The 17,176-nt window shown below is 55.0% G+C and carries 15 protein-coding genes; 9 read left to right on the top strand and 6 right to left on the bottom strand.

The features are described 5' to 3' along the window. Positions 1-8 precede the first annotated feature (8 nt). The gene (locus ACMGG3_RS13995; protein WP_025203331.1) at positions 9-911 is read right to left on the bottom strand and encodes a carbohydrate ABC transporter permease; all 903 of its coding nucleotides are present in this window, start codon (positions 909-911) and stop codon (positions 9-11) included. Beyond that, the gene (locus ACMGG3_RS13990) at positions 904-1,794 is read right to left on the bottom strand and encodes a carbohydrate ABC transporter permease (RefSeq protein ID WP_014171468.1); all 891 of its coding nucleotides are present in this window, start codon (positions 1,792-1,794) and stop codon (positions 904-906) included. Before ACMGG3_RS13990 ends, ACMGG3_RS13995 begins: the two co-directional genes overlap by 8 nt. 540 nt (positions 1,795-2,334) lie before the next feature. Between ACMGG3_RS13990 and wzz(fepE) the strand changes: the two genes are divergently transcribed. Next, positions 2,335-3,459 (top strand): LPS O-antigen length regulator Wzz(fepE), encoded by a 1,125-nt coding sequence (gene wzz(fepE) / locus ACMGG3_RS13985; protein ID WP_032670189.1) that lies wholly within the window; start codon positions 2,335-2,337, stop codon positions 3,457-3,459. Positions 3,460-3,500: 41 nt separating this feature from the next. On the opposite strand, the gene ACMGG3_RS13980 is transcribed toward wzz(fepE), so the two are convergent. Beyond that, the gene (locus ACMGG3_RS13980; RefSeq protein WP_086532150.1) at positions 3,501-3,824 is read right to left on the bottom strand and encodes a cupin domain-containing protein; all 324 of its coding nucleotides are present in this window, start codon (positions 3,822-3,824) and stop codon (positions 3,501-3,503) included. 136 nt (positions 3,825-3,960) lie between these two features. Here ACMGG3_RS13980 and ACMGG3_RS13975 point away from each other — a divergent pair, with 136 nt between their 5' ends. Then, complete coding sequence (locus ACMGG3_RS13975) at positions 3,961-4,653, top strand: aspartate/glutamate racemase (protein ID WP_032678900.1); 693 nt, start codon at positions 3,961-3,963, stop codon at positions 4,651-4,653. On the opposite strand, the gene ACMGG3_RS13970 is transcribed toward ACMGG3_RS13975, so the two are convergent. After that, entirely contained in the window at positions 4,648-5,571 is a 924-nt protein-coding gene (locus ACMGG3_RS13970) for a LysR family transcriptional regulator (RefSeq protein ID WP_014171464.1), read from the bottom strand. The genes ACMGG3_RS13975 and ACMGG3_RS13970 overlap by 6 nt on opposite strands. 122 nt (positions 5,572-5,693) lie before the next feature. Here ACMGG3_RS13970 and lysA point away from each other — a divergent pair, with 122 nt between their 5' ends. Then, a complete protein-coding gene (gene lysA / locus ACMGG3_RS13965; protein WP_151887160.1) occupies positions 5,694-6,956 on the top strand; it encodes a diaminopimelate decarboxylase in 1,263 nt (420 codons plus the stop codon). On the opposite strand, the gene ACMGG3_RS13960 is transcribed toward lysA, so the two are convergent. After that, positions 6,926-7,963, bottom strand: a complete 1,038-nt coding sequence (locus ACMGG3_RS13960) for a LacI family DNA-binding transcriptional regulator (RefSeq protein ID WP_032678896.1) — start codon at positions 7,961-7,963, stop codon at positions 6,926-6,928. The genes lysA and ACMGG3_RS13960 overlap by 31 nt on opposite strands. A gap of 300 nt (positions 7,964-8,263) precedes the next feature. Here ACMGG3_RS13960 and ACMGG3_RS13955 point away from each other — a divergent pair, with 300 nt between their 5' ends. The 4 genes from ACMGG3_RS13955 to ACMGG3_RS13940 all read left to right on the top strand — a co-directional run bounded on the left by ACMGG3_RS13955 (position 8,264) and on the right by ACMGG3_RS13940 (position 12,361). Further along, on the top strand, positions 8,264-9,589 hold the full coding sequence (locus ACMGG3_RS13955) for a PTS sugar transporter subunit IIC (RefSeq protein WP_020883770.1): 1,326 nt from the start codon (positions 8,264-8,266) through the stop codon (positions 9,587-9,589). 7 nt (positions 9,590-9,596) lie between these two features. Next, a complete protein-coding gene (locus ACMGG3_RS13950; RefSeq protein ID WP_279258597.1) occupies positions 9,597-11,024 on the top strand; it encodes a glycoside hydrolase family 1 protein in 1,428 nt (475 codons plus the stop codon). Positions 11,025-11,114: 90 nt separating this feature from the next. Further along, on the top strand, positions 11,115-11,888 hold the full coding sequence (locus ACMGG3_RS13945; RefSeq protein WP_014171459.1) for a GntR family transcriptional regulator: 774 nt from the start codon (positions 11,115-11,117) through the stop codon (positions 11,886-11,888). Continuing rightward, positions 11,885-12,361, top strand: a complete 477-nt coding sequence (locus tag ACMGG3_RS13940; protein ID WP_014171458.1) for a GNAT family N-acetyltransferase — start codon at positions 11,885-11,887, stop codon at positions 12,359-12,361. The genes ACMGG3_RS13945 and ACMGG3_RS13940 overlap by 4 nt, the downstream gene beginning before the upstream one ends. Here ACMGG3_RS13940 and galR read toward each other — a convergent pair. Continuing rightward, on the bottom strand, positions 12,322-13,338 hold the full coding sequence (gene galR / locus ACMGG3_RS13935; protein ID WP_414149258.1) for an HTH-type transcriptional regulator GalR: 1,017 nt from the start codon (positions 13,336-13,338) through the stop codon (positions 12,322-12,324). The two genes, ACMGG3_RS13940 and galR, sit on opposite strands and share 40 nt — an antisense overlap. Positions 13,339-13,762: 424 nt before the next feature. On the opposite strand from galR, the gene aas reads away from it, so the two are divergent. Together aas and lplT are read left to right on the top strand one after the other, a co-directional pair. Further along, positions 13,763-15,922 carry a bifunctional acyl-ACP--phospholipid O-acyltransferase/long-chain-fatty-acid--ACP ligase gene (gene aas / locus ACMGG3_RS13930; protein WP_020883773.1) on the top strand — a complete coding sequence of 720 codons (2,160 nt, stop codon included), beginning with the start codon at positions 13,763-13,765 and terminating at the stop codon, positions 15,920-15,922. Beyond that, positions 15,915-17,108 (top strand): lysophospholipid transporter LplT, encoded by a 1,194-nt coding sequence (gene lplT, locus ACMGG3_RS13925; protein ID WP_025203340.1) that lies wholly within the window; start codon positions 15,915-15,917, stop codon positions 17,106-17,108. The genes aas and lplT overlap by 8 nt, the downstream gene beginning before the upstream one ends. The last annotated feature ends 68 nt before the right edge of the window (positions 17,109-17,176 follow it).

Raw genomic sequence — 17,176 nt, 5'->3', positions numbered from 1 at the left:
TTTCCCTCTTAACCTTTAATTCCGCTGCTGGTAACGCCCTGGACGAAGTAGCGCTGTGCCAGGAAGAAGACAATGATGGATGGCAGAATGGAGATGCTCGCCATTGCCAGAATTTCGTTCCACGGCGCCCCTTCGGTGACGTCGATGGACATTTTCAGCGCCAGTGCAATCGGGTATTTATCCACGCTGTAGACATAAATCAGCGGCCCGATAAAGTCGTTCATTGACCACATGAACTGGAACAGGGCGACGGAGATAATGGCCGGTTTCAGGATCGGCACCACCACGTACCACAGCACCTGAAGCGAGTTACAGCCGTCAATTTGCGCCGCCTCCTCCATGTCACGCGGCACGCCGCGCAGGAACTGGATAAGCATGAAGACGAAGAACCCCTGGGTGGCGAAGGCTAGCGGCAGGTACAGCGGCATATAGCTGTTGAGCATGCCCATTTCACGGAACATAAGGTACTGCGGGATCAGCAGCACGGTGCTGGGGAGCAGCATGGTGGTGATGAGGGTAGCGAACCAGAATTTCTTCCACGGGATTTCAAAGCGCGCAAAGCCGTACGCCACGATGGTGGAGGAGATAATGGTCAGGATCACTTTCGGGATCACATATTTAAAGGTGTTCAGCATGTAATGGCCGAAGTTGTATTCGGTGCCGGTTTTCCAGCCATTCACAAAACCGTCCCAGGTCGCATGGGCAGGCCACAGGCTGAGAGTGGTGAAAATCTCGTGGTTCGGTTTAAACGACGCCGAGAACATCCACACCAGCGGATAAAGCATCAGCAGGCCGACAAACAGCAGGATCACGTAGCGCACTGCGGCGTTAATTTTCTCTCTGCGCAGCGTGCGGGCGACTTCACGCTCGGCAATCGTCCTCGCCGTGGAAAGTTGTTGGATATCAGCCATTTTTGCCTCCTTTATCGGCGGAGTAGAACACCCAATATTTCGATGACTTAAAGGCGATACCGGCAAAAATGGCTACCACCAGGAACAGGATCCACGCCAGTGCTGCGCCGTAACCCATGTCAAAGTATTTGAACGCGGTGTCGTAGATGTAGAGTGAGAACAGGTAAGTGGAATACGTTGGCCCGCCGCCGGTAATGACATACGGTCCGGTAAATTCCTGGAACGCCTGGGTGGTCTGCATAATGAAGTTGAAGAAAATCACCGGCGTGATCAGCGGCACGGTCACTTTCGTGAACATCTGCCATTTGGATGCCCCATCGATCATCGCAGCTTCATACTGCGACTGCGGAACGTTTTGCAGCGCGGCCAGGAAGATGACCATCGCGGAACCGAACTGCCAGACGCGCAGCAGGGTGACCGACATCAGGGCCAGCGAGGGCTCCCCCAGCCAGTTCACCGGGTCAAAACCAAATACGCCAATAAAGCTGTTCAGCAGACCATCAATGGCAAAGAGTGCGCGCCACAAAACAGCAATGGCCACGGAGCTGCCGAGGATCGACGGAATATAGTAGGCGGTACGGAAGAATCCAATACCGCGTAATTTAAAGTTCAGAACAAACGCAATCCCTAATGCAAAGGCCAGCTTCAGGGGGATGGTCAGAAATACATACGCAAACGTCACTCCCATTGATGTCCAGAAGAGCGTGTCTTCCGTAAACATGTAGCGATAATTTTCAATGCCGTTAAATACCGGCGGGCTCATCAGGTCGTAATCCGTAAAACTCAGGAAAAACGATGAGACGAAGGGGAAAGCCGTAAAGAGTATCAACCCAATGATGTAGGGTGATATCCACGCGAGCCCCAGCAGCTTGTTTTCATTCATACTTACCTACCTGGTAATCAATGGTTTAAAACGGAATCTGCGTCTGTAACAACCTTTCAGGCTGTCGAAACCGAGCCTGAACGGCAATGTTCTGGGTAATACGTGTCACGGTTACTTCATTTAACTTTGTTTTATAAGACTTTTTTCGATTTCATCGATGCGCGAAACGCCTGGATTTCAATACGGTAGAACTCGTGTTCCTGGATAATAAAACGCCGTTTTATTTTATATTATTGCTATTTGTTTCTGCGTCATTCGCTTAATAGCGGAAATGTGATCAAAGTCGAAACGGTGTTTCAATAAGGTGATGAGGATGGCATTTTTGCGCTATTTCAGGCGTTCAAAGAAGAGAGATGAGGGCGGGCGGAAAGAACCGGATGATTAATAAAGACAATACCGTGGAGAAACTAACTACTAATTCTGATAGCAGGTCTACAGCTGGATCATTCTTTCGTTCAGATAATTCTTACTTTCTTGTATCATCGGACCACTGTAACCAATCAGGCAGAAATGGTCTGCACCCTCAAAAGAAGAATGGCTATGTCAGCAATGGATTTCAAAAAAAATACGGATCTCGACTTCCCCCATTACGCGGCCCCGGCAGTCAGTTCCAAAGAAATTGACCTTCTGGGACTGTTAGAAGTTCTTCTGGCGGCAAAAAAACGTATCGTCGTGATTGCCTTCGCATTCGCACTGGTTGGACTGGCCATCGCGTTCTTACTGCCACAAAAATGGACCAGTAAAGCGGTGATCACACCGGCGGAACAGACGCAGTGGAACCCGCTGCGCCAGATGATGGTCGCCCTGCAGGTGCTCGACGTGGACGTGAAAATTACCCGTCCGGACGTGTTTAACCAGTTTATTAAAAAGTTCCAGTCGCAGTCGTTGCTTGAGGAGTACATGAAATCCTCACCTTACGTGATGGCACAGCTGGAAGGCACTGATGTGGATCCGCTTGAGCTGCATCGTGCGGTGGTCAATATCTCCGAAAAGATGAAAGCGGTAGATAACACTCTGGCAAAAGACGCGGATAAAGCGCCGTACGTCTCGTGGACATTGAGCTTCACCGCGCCGACGGCGGGGGATGCGCAAACGGTTCTTAAAGGTTACGTGGATTACATCTCGCAGATTGTTGAGCAGGAAACCATGGAGAATATCCGTAACCAGATCACCCTGAAAACCAAAGTGGTGGAGCAACAGCTGGAGCTGGATCGGGTACGTCTGACGAATGTTCACAACACCAATCTGCAGCGTCTTAACTATTCTCTGGAAGTGGCCAACGCGGCGGGTATCAAAAAGCCGGTCTACAGCAACGGTCAGGCGGTTAAAGACGATCCGGATTACTCCGTCGCGCTCGGTGCCGACGGTATCGCGCAAAAACTGCAGATTGAAAAAAATCTCAAGGACATCGCTGAGCTGAACGCAGACTTCCAGAACCGGGAATACTACCTGGCGCAGCTGAAAAAGCTGTCTGTCGAAGACGTCAAACTTGAACCGTTCAAGTATCAGCTCTCTCCATCGATGCCGGTGAAAAAAGACGGTCCGGGCAAAGCCCTGATTGTGATCCTGGCGGGACTGCTGGGCGGGCTGTTTGCCTGTGGCAGCGTATTACTGCGCGAGGCCATGCTCAGCCGCAATCCTCTGGTCGAGCCTGTAACGGAATAAAAAACGCAGACGAGAAGGGCGCTGTCATCAGCGCCCTTTTTTTATTTCAAAAAATCCTCACGTACCGGCGTGAAGGTATCCAGCAGCGTGCCGGGTTTAAGACACACGCAGCCGTGCATCACATGTGGCTTTTTGTAGAGGGTATCCCCGGCCGACACCACATGTTTTTCATCTCCAATCGTGAACTCAAACTCGCCGGACAGCACATAGGTTAACTGTTCATGAGGATGGTTATGCAGTGGGCCTGTCGCGCCCTGTTCAAAATTCACCTCCACCGCCATCATTTTACCGCCATGGGCAAGAATACGGCGCGTCACGCCGTTCCCCAGATCGTCAAGCGTGGTCTCGTTGTGGAAAATAAACATATCGTCACCCCAGAATGCATTAAAACAATGTTTCATTTAATTTATATCACCAGGGGTTAAAAAGAAACGACGTGACAAAGAACTGGAAACACGATCACAAGTTTGCTTCACTGGGATAAACACATAAGGAGGGATGATGAAAACGATCGGCCTGTTAGGGGGGATGAGCTGGGAATCGACAATCCCCTATTACCGCCTGATTAATGAAGGGGTGAAGCAACGTCTGGGGGGCCTGCATTCTGCCAGTCTGCTACTGCACAGCGTAGATTTCCATGAAATCGAAGCCTGCCAGTCGAGCGGTGAATGGGATAAAGCCGGGGAAATACTGGCTGAGGCCGCGCTGGGGCTGGAGCGTGCGGGAGCAGAGGGGATTTTGCTCTGTACCAATACCATGCATAAAGTCGCGTCCCATATCGAAGCGCGCTGTTCGCTGCCCTTCCTGCACATTGCTGATGCAACCGGGCGGGCTATCACCGCAACCGGATTACGTCGTGTGGCGCTGCTGGGAACGCGCTACACCATGGAGCAGGATTTTTACCGCGGTCGGTTGAGCAGCCAGTTTGGCATTGAAAGCCTGATCCCGGATGAGGCAGACCGGGCCCGCATCAACCAGATTATCTTTGATGAACTCTGCCTCGGCACCTTTAGCGAATCATCCCGGGCATATTACGTCAGCGTGATTGAAAAACTCGCGCAGCAGGGGGCGGAAGGGGTGATCTTCGGCTGTACGGAAATCGGTTTACTGGTGCCGGTTGAGCAAAGCCCGATTCCGGTCTTCGATACCGCCGCGATTCATGCCGCCGATGCCGTGGAGTTTATGCTGTCATAAACTTTGCCGATCGGATAAACGAAGCGCCACCTGACGGGCATGGGCTATCAGGTGTTCCGTAAACGCCTCCACCAGCGCTGAGACCGGGCGATGGAGGGGGCGGATCAGGCTCACGGTGAACGGGACTGACAGGCTAAACGGGCGGATCACAATATCGCGCCCGGCGTAATCCAGCGCCGTCAGTGGATTCACCACCGAAACGCCCACCCCGGCGCGCACCATGGCGCAAATGGAGGCCGCACTGTGGGTCTCGACCACCATCCTGCGCTTCACCTGATGCTCGGCAAACAGTGAATCCAGCAGTTGCCGGTAGCTGTCGGTTTGTGACAGGCTAATGTAGTTTTCACCGTGAAAATCCGCTGGCGTCAGAATCTGCTTGCGGGCAAGCGGGTGCCCGGCTGGCAGCACGCACACCTCATCTAAAGAGAGCAGTTCCGTGCGTTCCGTTCCCGCGGGCGTAGAGAGGGTTTCGGTCAGGCCTAAATCATGGCGCTGTGCGGAGAGCCACTCCTCAAGCAGCGGTGACTCCTGCGGGACAATCGTGAGATTCACCTCCGGATATCGGGCCAGAAAAGGCTGGAGCAGCGTCGGCAAAAAAGACTGCGAAAAGACGGGCAGGCAAACAATCGATAGCTCGCCCTGCCGAAACTCGCGCAGGCTTTCCGCCGCACTGACAATGCGATCCAGGCCGTACCATGAGCGCTGCACCTCTTCGAACAGGCGCAGCCCCTGTACCGTCGGGTGAAGCCTGCCCCGGGTGCGTTCGAACAGCTTCAGTCCCAGCACTTTCTCGAATCGCGCCAGCTCGCGGCTGACCGTTGGCTGCGAGGTATGGAGCATCTGCGCAGCCTCGGTGAGGTTGCCCGTGGTCATCACGGCGTGAAAAATCTCGATATGGCGTAAATTGACGGCGGGCATAGGTCACCTGAATACAGAGAACTGTCCATATCATTTTTGCATAGACTCGCGATAAAACGATATTTTTTATTCTCTTCCTGCTGTGGCGTAATCATAAAAAAATGTCACCCCGGAGAAAGACCATGCCACGCCCGCTTAACCAGACTGATACTGATTTGAATGCCGAAAACCTGCTACGCCTGCCTGCCGAGTTTGGCTGTCCGGTGTGGGTCTACGACGCGCAGATTGTTCGCGAGAAGATTGCTGCCCTGCATCAGTTTGACGTGGTGCGTTTTGCCCAGAAGGCGTGCTCCAATATCCACATTCTGCGTCTGATGCGTGAGCAGGGCGTGAAGGTCGACTCCGTCTCCCTGGGGGAGATTGAGCGCGCGCTGGCGGCCGGGTTTGATCCGAAAGCCGATCCTGACGCGATTGTGTTTACCGCCGATGTGATCGACGACGCCACGCTTGCTCGCGTCCATGAGCTGCAGGTGCCGGTAAACGCCGGGTCCGTGGATATGCTGGAACAGCTTGGGCAAGTTTCTCCGGGCCACCGCGTCTGGCTGCGCGTGAACCCTGGCTTTGGTCACGGTCATAGCCAAAAAACCAATACCGGCGGCGAAAACAGCAAGCACGGTATCTGGTATGCCGATATGCCCGCTGCCCTGGACGTACTGCAGCGTTACAATCTGAAGCTGGTGGGGATTCATATGCACATCGGCTCCGGCGTGGATTACGCGCACCTTGAGCAGGTCTGTGGCGCAATGGTGCGCCAGGTGATCGAGTCTGGTCAGGATCTGGAGGCGATCTCCGCCGGGGGCGGTCTTTCCATTCCTTACCGTGAAGGGGAAGAAGCGATCGATACCGATCACTATTACGGCCTGTGGAGCGCCGCGCGTGACCAGGTCGCCGCGCATCTTGGTCATGCCGTGAAGCTGGAAATTGAGCCGGGTCGTTTCCTGGTGGCTGAATCCGGGGTGCTGGTGGCGCAGGTTCGCAGCGTGAAAGAGATGGGCTCGCGCCACTTTGTGCTGATTGACGCCGGCTTTAACGATCTGATGCGCCCGTCAATGTACGGCAGCTATCACCACATTTCGGCTCTGGCTGCCGATGGCCGCGATTTAACTCACGCGCCGCGTATCGAGACGGTTGTCGCAGGCCCGCTGTGTGAGTCTGGTGATGTCTTTACCCAGCAGGAAGGGGGGAAAGTGGAAACCCGCGCGCTGCCGGAAGTTAAACCAGGCGACTATCTGGTGCTGCACGATACCGGTGCGTACGGGGCGTCAATGTCCTCAAACTACAACAGCCGCCCGCTGCTGCCAGAAGTGTTGTTTGATAACGGCAAGGCGCGGCTGATCCGCCGCCGCCAGACCATTCAGGAACTGCTGGCGCTGGAACTCGTCTGAGTGAAGTACGGCCCCGTCGTGACCGAGTCGCGTAATACCAGCGTACCGGTGAACGGCGGGATCGCGTCGACCGGTTGGTTTTTTGCCAGCCGGATCGCCTGATCGATAGCCGTAACGATCATATTGTCGATAGGCAGGTAAACCGACGAGAGCGCAGGCTCCAGCCATTTCGCGCATGGGGCATCGTCAAAGCCAAACAGGGAAATATCCTGTGGGATCCGCAGCCCCGCCTGGTGTAGCGCCTTGGACGCACCCAACGCCATATCATCGTTACAGGCAAACAGAGCGCTAAACGCTATACCGTCGGCAATCAGCTCTTTGCAGAGCTCATATCCTCGCGTCATTCCCGCATCGCCATACTTAATCCGCCGCTCGTCCAGACGAATACCGTGCTTTTCCAGCGCCTTACGGTAGCCCATCAGCCTCGCTTTCCCGGTTGGCGTGTGGATCGGGACGGTGATACAGGCGATCTCCCGGTGGCCCTGGTTGATCAGGTAATCCACGGCCTTAAAGGCGGCATCCTGCTGTTCGAAGAACACGCAGCGATCGGGCGCCTGGCTGACTTCACGGTTGATGACCACCAGCGGGGTTTGCACCGAATGGATCAGCTTCATGATCGCTTTTTCGCTCATGTAGCGGGTGTAAAGCACGATGGCATCGCATTTGCGATCGGCCAGCATTTGTACCGCCTGCTCTTCCTGCTCCGGGGCGTCGTGACCATCCGTGACGATCAGTTGCTTGCCGTGGGTTTCCGTCTGCCGGGAGGCCTGCTGAAGAAGACGACCAAAGTAAAAACCATCAAAGGTAGAGACCACCAGACCAATGCTGTTGCTGGTCTGGTTTGCCAGCGAACGCGCAAGAAAATTTGGGCGGTAGCCCAGCTCTTCCATCGCATTAAACACCTGCTGACGCGTACTCTCTTTAACCTGACCTGTGCCGTTCAGCACGCGCGATACCGTGGCTTTCGACACGCCCGCGCGTAATGAGACATCCAGCATTGTTGCCATTAGACATTCCTGATTCCACGTAACGATCTGCAGTTTAACACAGACCATCCGGTGCATAAGCGATGCGGGAAGGGCAAAACTTCCAGCACGATCACGCTTTTAGGTAACGATCGGTCAGTTCGAAATACCGGGTTTTAAGTGGTATGCCAAAATCGATGCAAACTGCATTTTGGAATACCTGTTACGTCGTTGAGAGCTTAATCACAGAACAAAACCCGACATGAAGCTATTTTTGGTATGCCAATAGTATCCGGCTGTACACCTTATCCAATAAAAGCCCTTTTACTGAGGTATTACCCTATGGCATTACAGGAAAAACTGATCGACGCTCTGGGCAGTTTTGCCACAAAATTCAACAGTTATCGCTATATCATGGCGATCAAGTCTGCCTTTATTACCTTAATGCCGGTCATCATCGTTGGGGCATTCTCTGTCTTGATCTCCAATATGGTACTGGATCCGAAAAATGGCCTGGCGAGCTTTCAGTCCCTCTCTTTTCTCGCCACGCTAAAACCCATCACCAGCGCGCTCAATTACGCCACCCTGAATTTCCTTAACATTGGCGCGGTGTTCTTAATCGGTATCGAACTGGGCCGCATCAACGGGATCAAATCCTTATTCCCTGGCCTGCTGGCGGTGATCTGCTTTATCTGCGTGACGCCGACAACCGTTGAGATGCTGGTGGATGGTGAAATGCACGTGGTGAAAGACGTGCTGCTGCGTCAGTTCTCTGATACCCGTAGCCTGTTCCTCGGCATGTTTATCGCGATTCTGTCGGTAGAAATTTACTGCTGGCTGGAAAACCGCAAGGGGCTGAAGATCAGGATGCCGGACACCGTACCGCCAAACGTGGCGGCATCGTTCTCCGCGCTGATCCCGGCGATCATCACCACTACCGCGATTGCCACATTGGGTTTCGTCTTCCATCAACTCACCGGCATGTATCTCTATGACGCGGTCTATCAGGTGGTGCAACAGCCGCTGGAGCGCGTGGTGCAAAGCCTGCCGGGCATTCTGCTGCTGATGTTTGTCGCACAGCTTTTCTGGGTGATTGGTATTCACGGCAACCAGATGATCAAGCCGATCCGCGAGCCGCTGCTGTTAGGCGCCATCACCGTTAATATGAGCGCCTTTGAGCAGGGCAAAGAGGTGCCGAATATCATCACCATGCCGTTCTGGGATGTGTACATGAGCATCGGCGGGTCGGGGCTGACCATCGGCCTGCTGATCGCGGTCATGATTGCCACCAAACGCAAAGAGATGAAAGAGATCGCCAAGCTTTCCATTGGTCCGGGGCTCTTTAACATCAACGAGCCGGTGATCTTCGGCATGCCAATCATGCTTAACCCGATCCTCGCCATTCCTTTCATTATCACGCCGCTGGTGACCGGCTCTATCGGTTACTTTGCCACCGTAACCGGCTTTGCCGGTAAAGCCGTGGTGATGGTGCCGTGGACCACGCCGCCGCTGATCAACGCCTGGCTCTCCACCGCCGGATCGATGGGGGCGGTCATCACTCAGCTTATCTGCATTGTGACTGCCGTCATTATCTACCTGCCGTTTGTGAAGATTGCTTCACGACGTGCCGAACAGGCCGCGCTGCAACAGGCGACCGACAATGCATGAGGATGTGATGACGACAAAACAGATAACCATTCCGCAGGATTTCATTCTGGGCGCGGCCGCGTCAGCCTGGCAAACCGAAGGCTGGAGCGGCAAAAAGGCGGGGCAGGATTCGTGGATCGATCTCTGGTACAAAAACGATCGCCACGTCTGGCACAACGGCTATGGCCCGGCGGTGGCGACCGACTTTATCAACCGCTTTCGCGAGGATGTGGCGCTGATGAAGCAGGCAGGGCTGACGCACTACCGAACCTCGATTAACTGGTCACGTTTTTTAACCGACTATGAAAAAGTGACGGTGGACGAGGAGTACGCCGCCTATTACGACGCGTTGTTCGATGAGATGCACCGTCAGGGTATTGAGCCGATGATTTGCCTCGAGCATTACGAGCTGCCGGGCGTGCTGCTTGACACTTACGGCGGCTGGGCTTCAAAGCAGGTTGTCGACCTGTTTGTCCGCTATGCGGAAAAAGTCTTTGAACGCTACCACGGTAAAGTCACCCGCTGGTTTACCTTCAATGAACCGATCGTGGTACAGACCCGCGTTTATCTCGATGCGCTGCGCTGGCCCTACGAGCAGAATACCGGTAAATGGATGCAGTGGAACCACCATAAGGTTCTGGCGACGGCAAAGGTTGTACAGCTGTTTCGTGCCAAAGGCTACCCTGGCTCGGTTGGTTGTATTCTCAACCCCGAAGTCACCTATCCTCGCTCGTGCGCGCCGCACGATGTTAACGCCGCAGAGAAGTACGATCTGTTCTATAACCGCGTATTTCTCGATCCGCTGGTGCACGGGCGCTACCCGTCAGAACTGTTTACGCTGCTGGAACAGCATCAGGTGGCGTGGGACTACACCGCAGAAGAGCTGGAACTGATTGCGCAGAACACCGTCGATGAGCTGGGGATAAACCTCTATTACCCGCATCGGGTGAAAGCGCCGTCTCGTGCCTGGCACCCGGAGACACCGTTCCACCCGGCGTACTACTACGAACCGTTCGAACTGCCAGGACGGCGAATGAATAAATCCCGCGGCTGGGAAATCTACCCCCGCATTATCTACGATATGGCGATGCGGATAAAAAATGACTACCGCAACATCGACTGGTTCGTGGCGGAGAGCGGGATGGGCGTGGAGAACGAAGCGCAGTTTCGCAACAGTGACGGGGTCATTGACGACGAGTACCGCATTGCGTTCATTCGCGAGCACCTCTATTACACGCTGCTGGCGCGGGAGGAGGGGGCAAACTGTCATGGCTATATGCTGTGGGCCTTCACGGACAACGTATCGCCGATGAACGCCTTCAAAAACCGCTACGGGCTGATTGAGATCGATCTCGATAACAATCGCGCCAGGCGGGCGAAAAGGTCGGCGAGCTGGTTCCGGCAGCTGCGCGATGCGCGCGTGCTCACGCTCCCGGTCGATGATGAATGGAAGTAAGCGAAAACCATGCTGGTTCTGGTAAAATAGCGCACAAACTGGCCGGGAGGACGCCCGGCCTGCGCATTAACTGAAAAAACAGGTGAAAACGTGGATAAGGCTGTCATCCTGCCGGAAAAAAAACAGTACCAGGAAATTGGCGAGGATTTACGGGCGCAAATTATCCAGGGGCACTATCCCGTAGGTTCCCGTCTGCCGCCCGAGCGAAATATTGCTGAGAAGTACGGCGTAAGTCGTACCATCGTGCGTGAGGCATTGCTGATGCTGGAACTGCAGGGCACGGTGGATATCCGCCAGGGTTCTGGCGTTTATGTGATGCGCATTCCTGAAGAACACGAAAACGAAGAAGAGCGTTTTCTGAACAGCGACGTCGGCCCCTTTGAGATCCTGCAGGCGCGCCAGCTCCTCGAAAGCAACATCGCCGCGTTTGCTGCCAAAATGGCGACACGCGCAGACATCGACAATCTGCGCCGTATTATTGAGCAGGAGCAGCGCGCTATTGCCGCCAACGATAACAGCCAGGACAACAATAAAATGTTTCACCTGGTGCTGGCGGGGGCAACGCAAAACCAGATGCTGCTGGCAACGGTAGAGAGTATCTGGCACCACATGGACAGCAGCCCGCTGTGGCAGCAATTCAATGGGCATATCGCCAGCCGTGCATACCGCCTGAAATGGCTGGGCGACAGACAAACCATCCTCGCGGCGCTTCGCCGTCGTGACGTGATGGGCGCCTGGCAGGCGATGTTCCAGCATCTGGAAAATGTGAAAAAGAGCTTACTTGAACTCTCCGATGAAGATGCGCCGGATTTTGACGGTTATCTTTTTGAATCTGTGCCCGTGTTTCAGGGGAAGCTGGTGTGACTATTTTGCCTCTCTATGCCGCGCCTCAGTATGCGGAACAGGTAACTGACTGGATCTGGCAGGCGTTCGGTGACGGGCTTACGCGGGCGTTTTTCCAGAGCATCGTTGAACATAGCCAGACGCCGGGCGCGTTACCGTTGACCTTTATTGCTCTGGAGGGCGAACAGCTTCTGGGTACGGTCGGGATCTGGCGCTGCGATTTAATCACCCGACAGGATCTTTGTCCGTGGCTGGCTGCGCTTTACGTTGATGAAGCGGCGCGTGGTAACGGACTGGCGGGAAAACTGCAGCAGCATGTTATCGCCTATGCCGCACAGGCCGGGTATCACGAACTGCATCTGTGGTCTGCCTGCCGCGACTTCTACGAACGTTACGGCTGGCAGTACATTGGCGATGCGCTCGAATACCCGAACAAAACGGTACATCTGTATCGCTATTCCTCTCCCGCTTCTGCTGGCGAACCTACAGAGTGACGGCGGACTAAGGTGGGGCTGAACAGGTGGGTGATATCCGGTGGCTGGCGTTGTTCGGCCAGCGCCAGTGCCAGCTCCGCAGCCTGCGTTGCCATTGTGATAATCGGGTAACGTACGGTGGTCAGGCGCGGACGCACGTAGCGGGACACCAGCACATCATCAAAGCCAATGAGTGAAATTTCTCCCGGCACCTCGATTCCGTTGTCATTTAACACCCCCATTGCCCCGGCGGCCATCGAGTCGTTATAGCTGGCAACCGCCGTGAAATTCCGTCCACGCCCCAGCAGCTCTGTCATTGCCTGTTCGCCGCCACTCTCATCTGGCTCGGCGTAGGCCACCAGCCGGTCATTACACGGCAAACCGTTTTCGCGCAGGGCATCGTAGTAGCCCTGCAGGCGATCTTCGGCATCGGAAATCGGGTGATTGGAGCAGAGATAACCAATGCGGGTATGGCCCTGCTGAATCAAATGGCGGGTAGCAAGCCAGGCGCCGTAGCGGTCGTCGAGTGCCACGCAGCGTTTCTCAAAACCGGGAATAATTCGGTTGATGATCACCATGCCGGGGATCTGCTTCATCAGATGAATGAGTTCAGCATCGGGGATCATTTTGGCGTGAACAACCAGCGCAGCGCAGCGGTGGCGCATCAACTGTTCGATAGCCTGGCGTTCTTTTTGTTCGTTGTGATAGCCATTGCCGATCAGCAGAAAATTGCCGGTCTGATAAGAAACCTGTTCAACCGCTTTTACCATAGCGCCGAAAAACGGGTCAGACACATCGCCCACCACCAGTCCGATGGTTTCAGTAGACTGTTGGGCAAGGGCGCGGGCGTTGGCATTCGGATGGTAATTCAATGATTCCATGGCGTTTTGCACCGCCTGGCGTGATGCGTCACTGGCTTTAGGGGAGTCGTTAATCACGCGCGAGACGGTCGCCACGGAAACACCAGCCAGACGGGCCACATCCTTTATTGTCGCCATTACATACCTTCTTAGTGGGGGTAAGCGTTTACACACGAAATAGTGTTGCGGAAAAGCGCCGTGCATTCAAGGGGCGCGGGGTTTCGCCCTCCACAAACGTGACGCAGCACAACCCTGGCCGTGTAATCGTTACACGGCCAGTCATGTCTGAATAATGTCAATCTGAACCTTTAGTTACACTTTGCCTCAGGCTGTTGCGATTGTCCGATGGCGAGGATGAGGGGGAGATTGATAGAGTCGAGATCCCAGAGGTATTGATTGGTGAGAATTCTTAGTACGGTTTCGTACTCTTCTCTTGCACCAACCTGCGCGGATGCGCAGGTTTTTTTTCGCCTCAACTTTGCAGTCGCTCCCGTATCACTTCTCGTGTAATCTGCCACCATTTACTATCAACCCTTCACACTGGCTGGCAAAGGGAGTTGAGATGCTTTTTGGGTTCTTCCGTACACTCTTCCGTATTCTCTTTCGCATTCGCGTCACTGGCGATGCTCAGGCGCTTCGCGGCGAACGCGTTCTTATCACACCAAACCATGTTTCCTTTATCGACGGCATTCTGCTGGCACTATTTCTGCCCGTGCGTCCGGTGTTTGCGGTTTATACCTCCATCAGCCAGCAGTGGTACATGCGCTGGCTCACGCCGCTGATTGATTTTGTGCCGCTCGACCCGACCAAACCGATGATGATTAAACATCTGGTGCGTCTGGTGGAGCAGGGGCGTCCGGTGGTTATTTTCCCGGAAGGGCGCATCTCGGTGACCGGTTCACTGATGAAAATCTACGACGGCGCCGGGTTTGTCGCGGCGAAGTCAAAAGCAACCGTGGTGCCACTGCGTATTGAAGGGGCGGAGCGCTCCTATTTCAGCCGTCTGAAAGGGCTGGTAAAGCAGCGCGTGTTCCCAAAAATTACGTTGCATATCCTGCCGCCAACGTCGTTACCGATGCCTGACGCGCCCCGTGCACGCGATCGCCGTAAAATTGCCGGAGAGATGCTGCACCAGATTATGATGGAAGCGCGTATGGCGGTCCGCCCGCGCGAGACGCTGTATGAATCCCTGCTGTCGGCACAGCACCGCTACGGCGCGAAGAAAAACTGCATCGAAGACATCAACTTTACCCCGGATACCTATCGCAAGCTGCTGACCAAAACATTGTTCGTGGGCCGTATTCTTGAGAAGTACAGTCAGCAGGGCGAAAAGATTGGCCTGATGCTGCCCAACGCAGGCATCAGTGCGGCGGTGATTTTTGGAGCCGTTTCCCGTGGCCGTATTCCGGCGATGATGAACTACACGGCGGGCGTGAAAGGGCTGACCAGCGCCATCACGGCAGCGCAAATCAAAACCGTCTTTACCTCCCGCCAGTTCCTCGACAAAGGCAAACTGTGGCATCTTCCTGAACAGCTTACCCAGGTACGCTGGGTCTTCCTGGAAGATCTTAAAGCGGATGTGACGACAGGCGACAAACTGTGGATTTTTGCTCATCTGCTGATGCCGCGTCTGGCCCAGGTGAAACAGCAGCCGGAAGACGACGCGATTATCCTCTTCACCTCTGGCTCTGAAGGCAACCCGAAAGGTGTCGTCCACAGTCACAAGAGTATTCTGGCGAACGTTGAGCAGATCAAAAGCATTGCCGACTTTACCGCGAAAGACCGGTTTATGTCAGCGCTGCCGCTGTTCCACTCGTTTGGCCTGACGGTGGGGCTTTTCACGCCGCTGCTGACCGGTGCCGAAGTCTTCCTTTATCCAAGCCCGTTGCATTACCGCATTGTGCCGGAGCTGGTGTATGACCGTAACTGTACCGTGTTGTTTGGAACCTCAACCTTCCTCGGAAACTACGCGCGTTTCGCCAATCCGTATGACTTCTTCCGCGTGCGCTACGTGGTTGCTGGCGCGGAAAAACTGCAGGAGAGCACGCGACAGATCTGGCAGGACAAATTTGGTCTGCGCATCCTCGAGGGGTATGGCGTGACAGAGTGTGCGCCGGTGGTCTCTATCAACGTGCCAATGGCGGCGAAGCCGGGGACAGTAGGCCGAATTCTGCCTGGGCTGGATGCTCGTCTGCTGGCGGTGCCTGGTATTGAAGACGGCGGCCGTCTGCAGCTGAAAGGGCCAAACGTGATGAACGGCTATCTGCGCGTGGAAAACCCCGGCGTGCTGGAAGCACCGACCGCAGAAAACGTTAATGGCGAGATTGAAACGGGCTGGTACGACACCGGCGATATTGTACGTTTCGATGAGCAAGGCTTTGTGCAGATTCAGGGGCGTGCAAAACGCTTTGCCAAGATTGCGGGTGAAATGGTCTCGCTTGAGATGGTTGAACAGCTGGCATCGGGCGTCTCCGCCGACAAGATGCATGCCACGGTTGTGAAGAGTGATGCAAGTAAAGGCGAGGCGCTGGTGCTGTTCACCACCGACAGCGAGCTTAAGCGCGACCAGTTACTGAGCTATGCCCGCGAGCACGGCATTCCGGAGTTGGCGGTACCTCGTGATATTCGCTACCTGAAACAGCTTCCGGTGCTCGGCAGCGGTAAGCCCGACTTCGTGACCCTCAAGGGCATGGTTGAACAGGCGGAACAACATAATGCGTGAGTCAGTACACACTAACACCTCTCTGCGCTCAAAGGGCATGATGGCGGTGATTGCCGCCCAGTTTCTTTCCGCCTTTGGCGATAACGCGCTGCTTTTTGCCACGCTGGCACTGCTCAAGGCTGAGTTTTACCCCGACTGGAGTCAGCCGGTTCTGCAGATGGTGTTTGTGGGCGCTTACATTATCTTTGCACCGTTTGTCGGACAGGTTGCGGACAGCTTCCCGAAAGGCCGGGTAATGATGTTTGCCAACGGTCTGAAACTGCTGGGAGCCGCCAGCATTTGTTTTGGTTTCAATCCGTTTATTGGCTATACGCTGGTCGGCATTGGCGCCGCAGCCTACTCCCCGGCGAAGTATGGCATTCTCGGGGAGCTGACCACAGGTGATAAGCTGGTGAAAGCCAATGGGCTGATGGAGTCCTCCACCATTGCGGCAATCCTGCTTGGCTCCGTCGCAGGCGGTGTCCTCGCTGACTGGCACGTGCTGGCGGCCCTCGGCGTGTGTGCCGTGGTGTACGGTGGTGCGGTAGTCGCTAACCTGTTTATTCCGAAACTGCCGGTGGCGCGTCCGGGGCAATCCTGGCGCTTTAAGCCGATGACCGGCAGCTTCTTCAATGCCTGCCGCGTACTGTGGCGTAACGGTGAAACGCGATTCTCTCTGATGGGCACCAGCATGTTCTGGGGCGCTGGCGTTACGCTGCGCTTCCTGCTGGTGCTGTGGGTGCCGGTGGCGCTGGGGATCACGGACAACGCGACGCCAACCTACCTTAATGCGATGGTGGCGATCGGGATTGTGGTGGGCGCGGGGGCAGCGGCAAAACTGGTGACGCTCGACACCGTTGCTCGCTGCATGCCGGCAGGGATACTGATTGGCGTTGCGGTGCTTTTTTTCGCGCTGCAACACGCGTTATTGCCAGCCTACGTACTGCTGATCCTGATTGGTATTCTGGGAGGCTTCTTCGTGGTGCCACTGAATGCGCTATTACAGGAGCGTGGCAAGCAGACGGTCGGGGCGGGCAATGCTATTGCGGTGCAAAACCTCGGTGAAAACCTGGCGATGCTGCTGATGCTGGGCCTGTATTCGCTGGCGGTTAAAGCCGGTGCGCCTGTGGTGGGGATTGGCGTCGGGTTCGGTGGACTGTTCGCGCTGGCGATTGCCGGCTTGTGGGTCTGGCAGCGCCGCCGCTGATTCGGGTCGTCTTCAGCGCCTTTTCACAAGCGGGTGCAAACATTAAAAACGGCAACAGAGGTTGCCGT

Origin of the sequence: Enterobacter sp. BNK-18, from assembly GCF_047456135.1 — a bacterium.
Lineage (GTDB): Bacteria > Pseudomonadota > Gammaproteobacteria > Enterobacterales > Enterobacteriaceae > Enterobacter > Enterobacter ludwigii.
This window is presented reverse-complemented; position numbering and strand designations above follow the sequence as displayed.

Coding starts and splice junctions, on each gene's coding strand:
- galR (WP_414149258.1), bottom strand. CDS start 13,338: ATGGCGACAATAAAGGATGTGGCCCGTCTGGCTGGTGTTTCCGTGGCG.
- lplT (WP_025203340.1), top strand. CDS start 15,915: ATGCGTGAGTCAGTACACACTAACACCTCTCTGCGCTCAAAGGGCATG.
- ACMGG3_RS13980 (WP_086532150.1), bottom strand. CDS start 3,824: ATGTTTATTTTCCACAACGAGACCACGCTTGACGATCTGGGGAACGGC.
- ACMGG3_RS13995 (WP_025203331.1), bottom strand. CDS start 911: ATGGCTGATATCCAACAACTTTCCACGGCGAGGACGATTGCCGAGCGT.
- ACMGG3_RS13970 (WP_014171464.1), bottom strand. CDS start 5,571: ATGCCCGCCGTCAATTTACGCCATATCGAGATTTTTCACGCCGTGATG.
- ACMGG3_RS13975 (WP_032678900.1), top strand. CDS start 3,961: ATGAAAACGATCGGCCTGTTAGGGGGGATGAGCTGGGAATCGACAATC.
- lysA (WP_151887160.1), top strand. CDS start 5,694: ATGCCACGCCCGCTTAACCAGACTGATACTGATTTGAATGCCGAAAAC.
- ACMGG3_RS13955 (WP_020883770.1), top strand. CDS start 8,264: ATGGCATTACAGGAAAAACTGATCGACGCTCTGGGCAGTTTTGCCACA.
- ACMGG3_RS13990 (WP_014171468.1), bottom strand. CDS start 1,794: ATGAATGAAAACAAGCTGCTGGGGCTCGCGTGGATATCACCCTACATC.
- ACMGG3_RS13960 (WP_032678896.1), bottom strand. CDS start 7,963: ATGGCAACAATGCTGGATGTCTCATTACGCGCGGGCGTGTCGAAAGCC.
- aas (WP_020883773.1), top strand. CDS start 13,763: ATGCTTTTTGGGTTCTTCCGTACACTCTTCCGTATTCTCTTTCGCATT.
- ACMGG3_RS13950 (WP_279258597.1), top strand. CDS start 9,597: ATGACGACAAAACAGATAACCATTCCGCAGGATTTCATTCTGGGCGCG.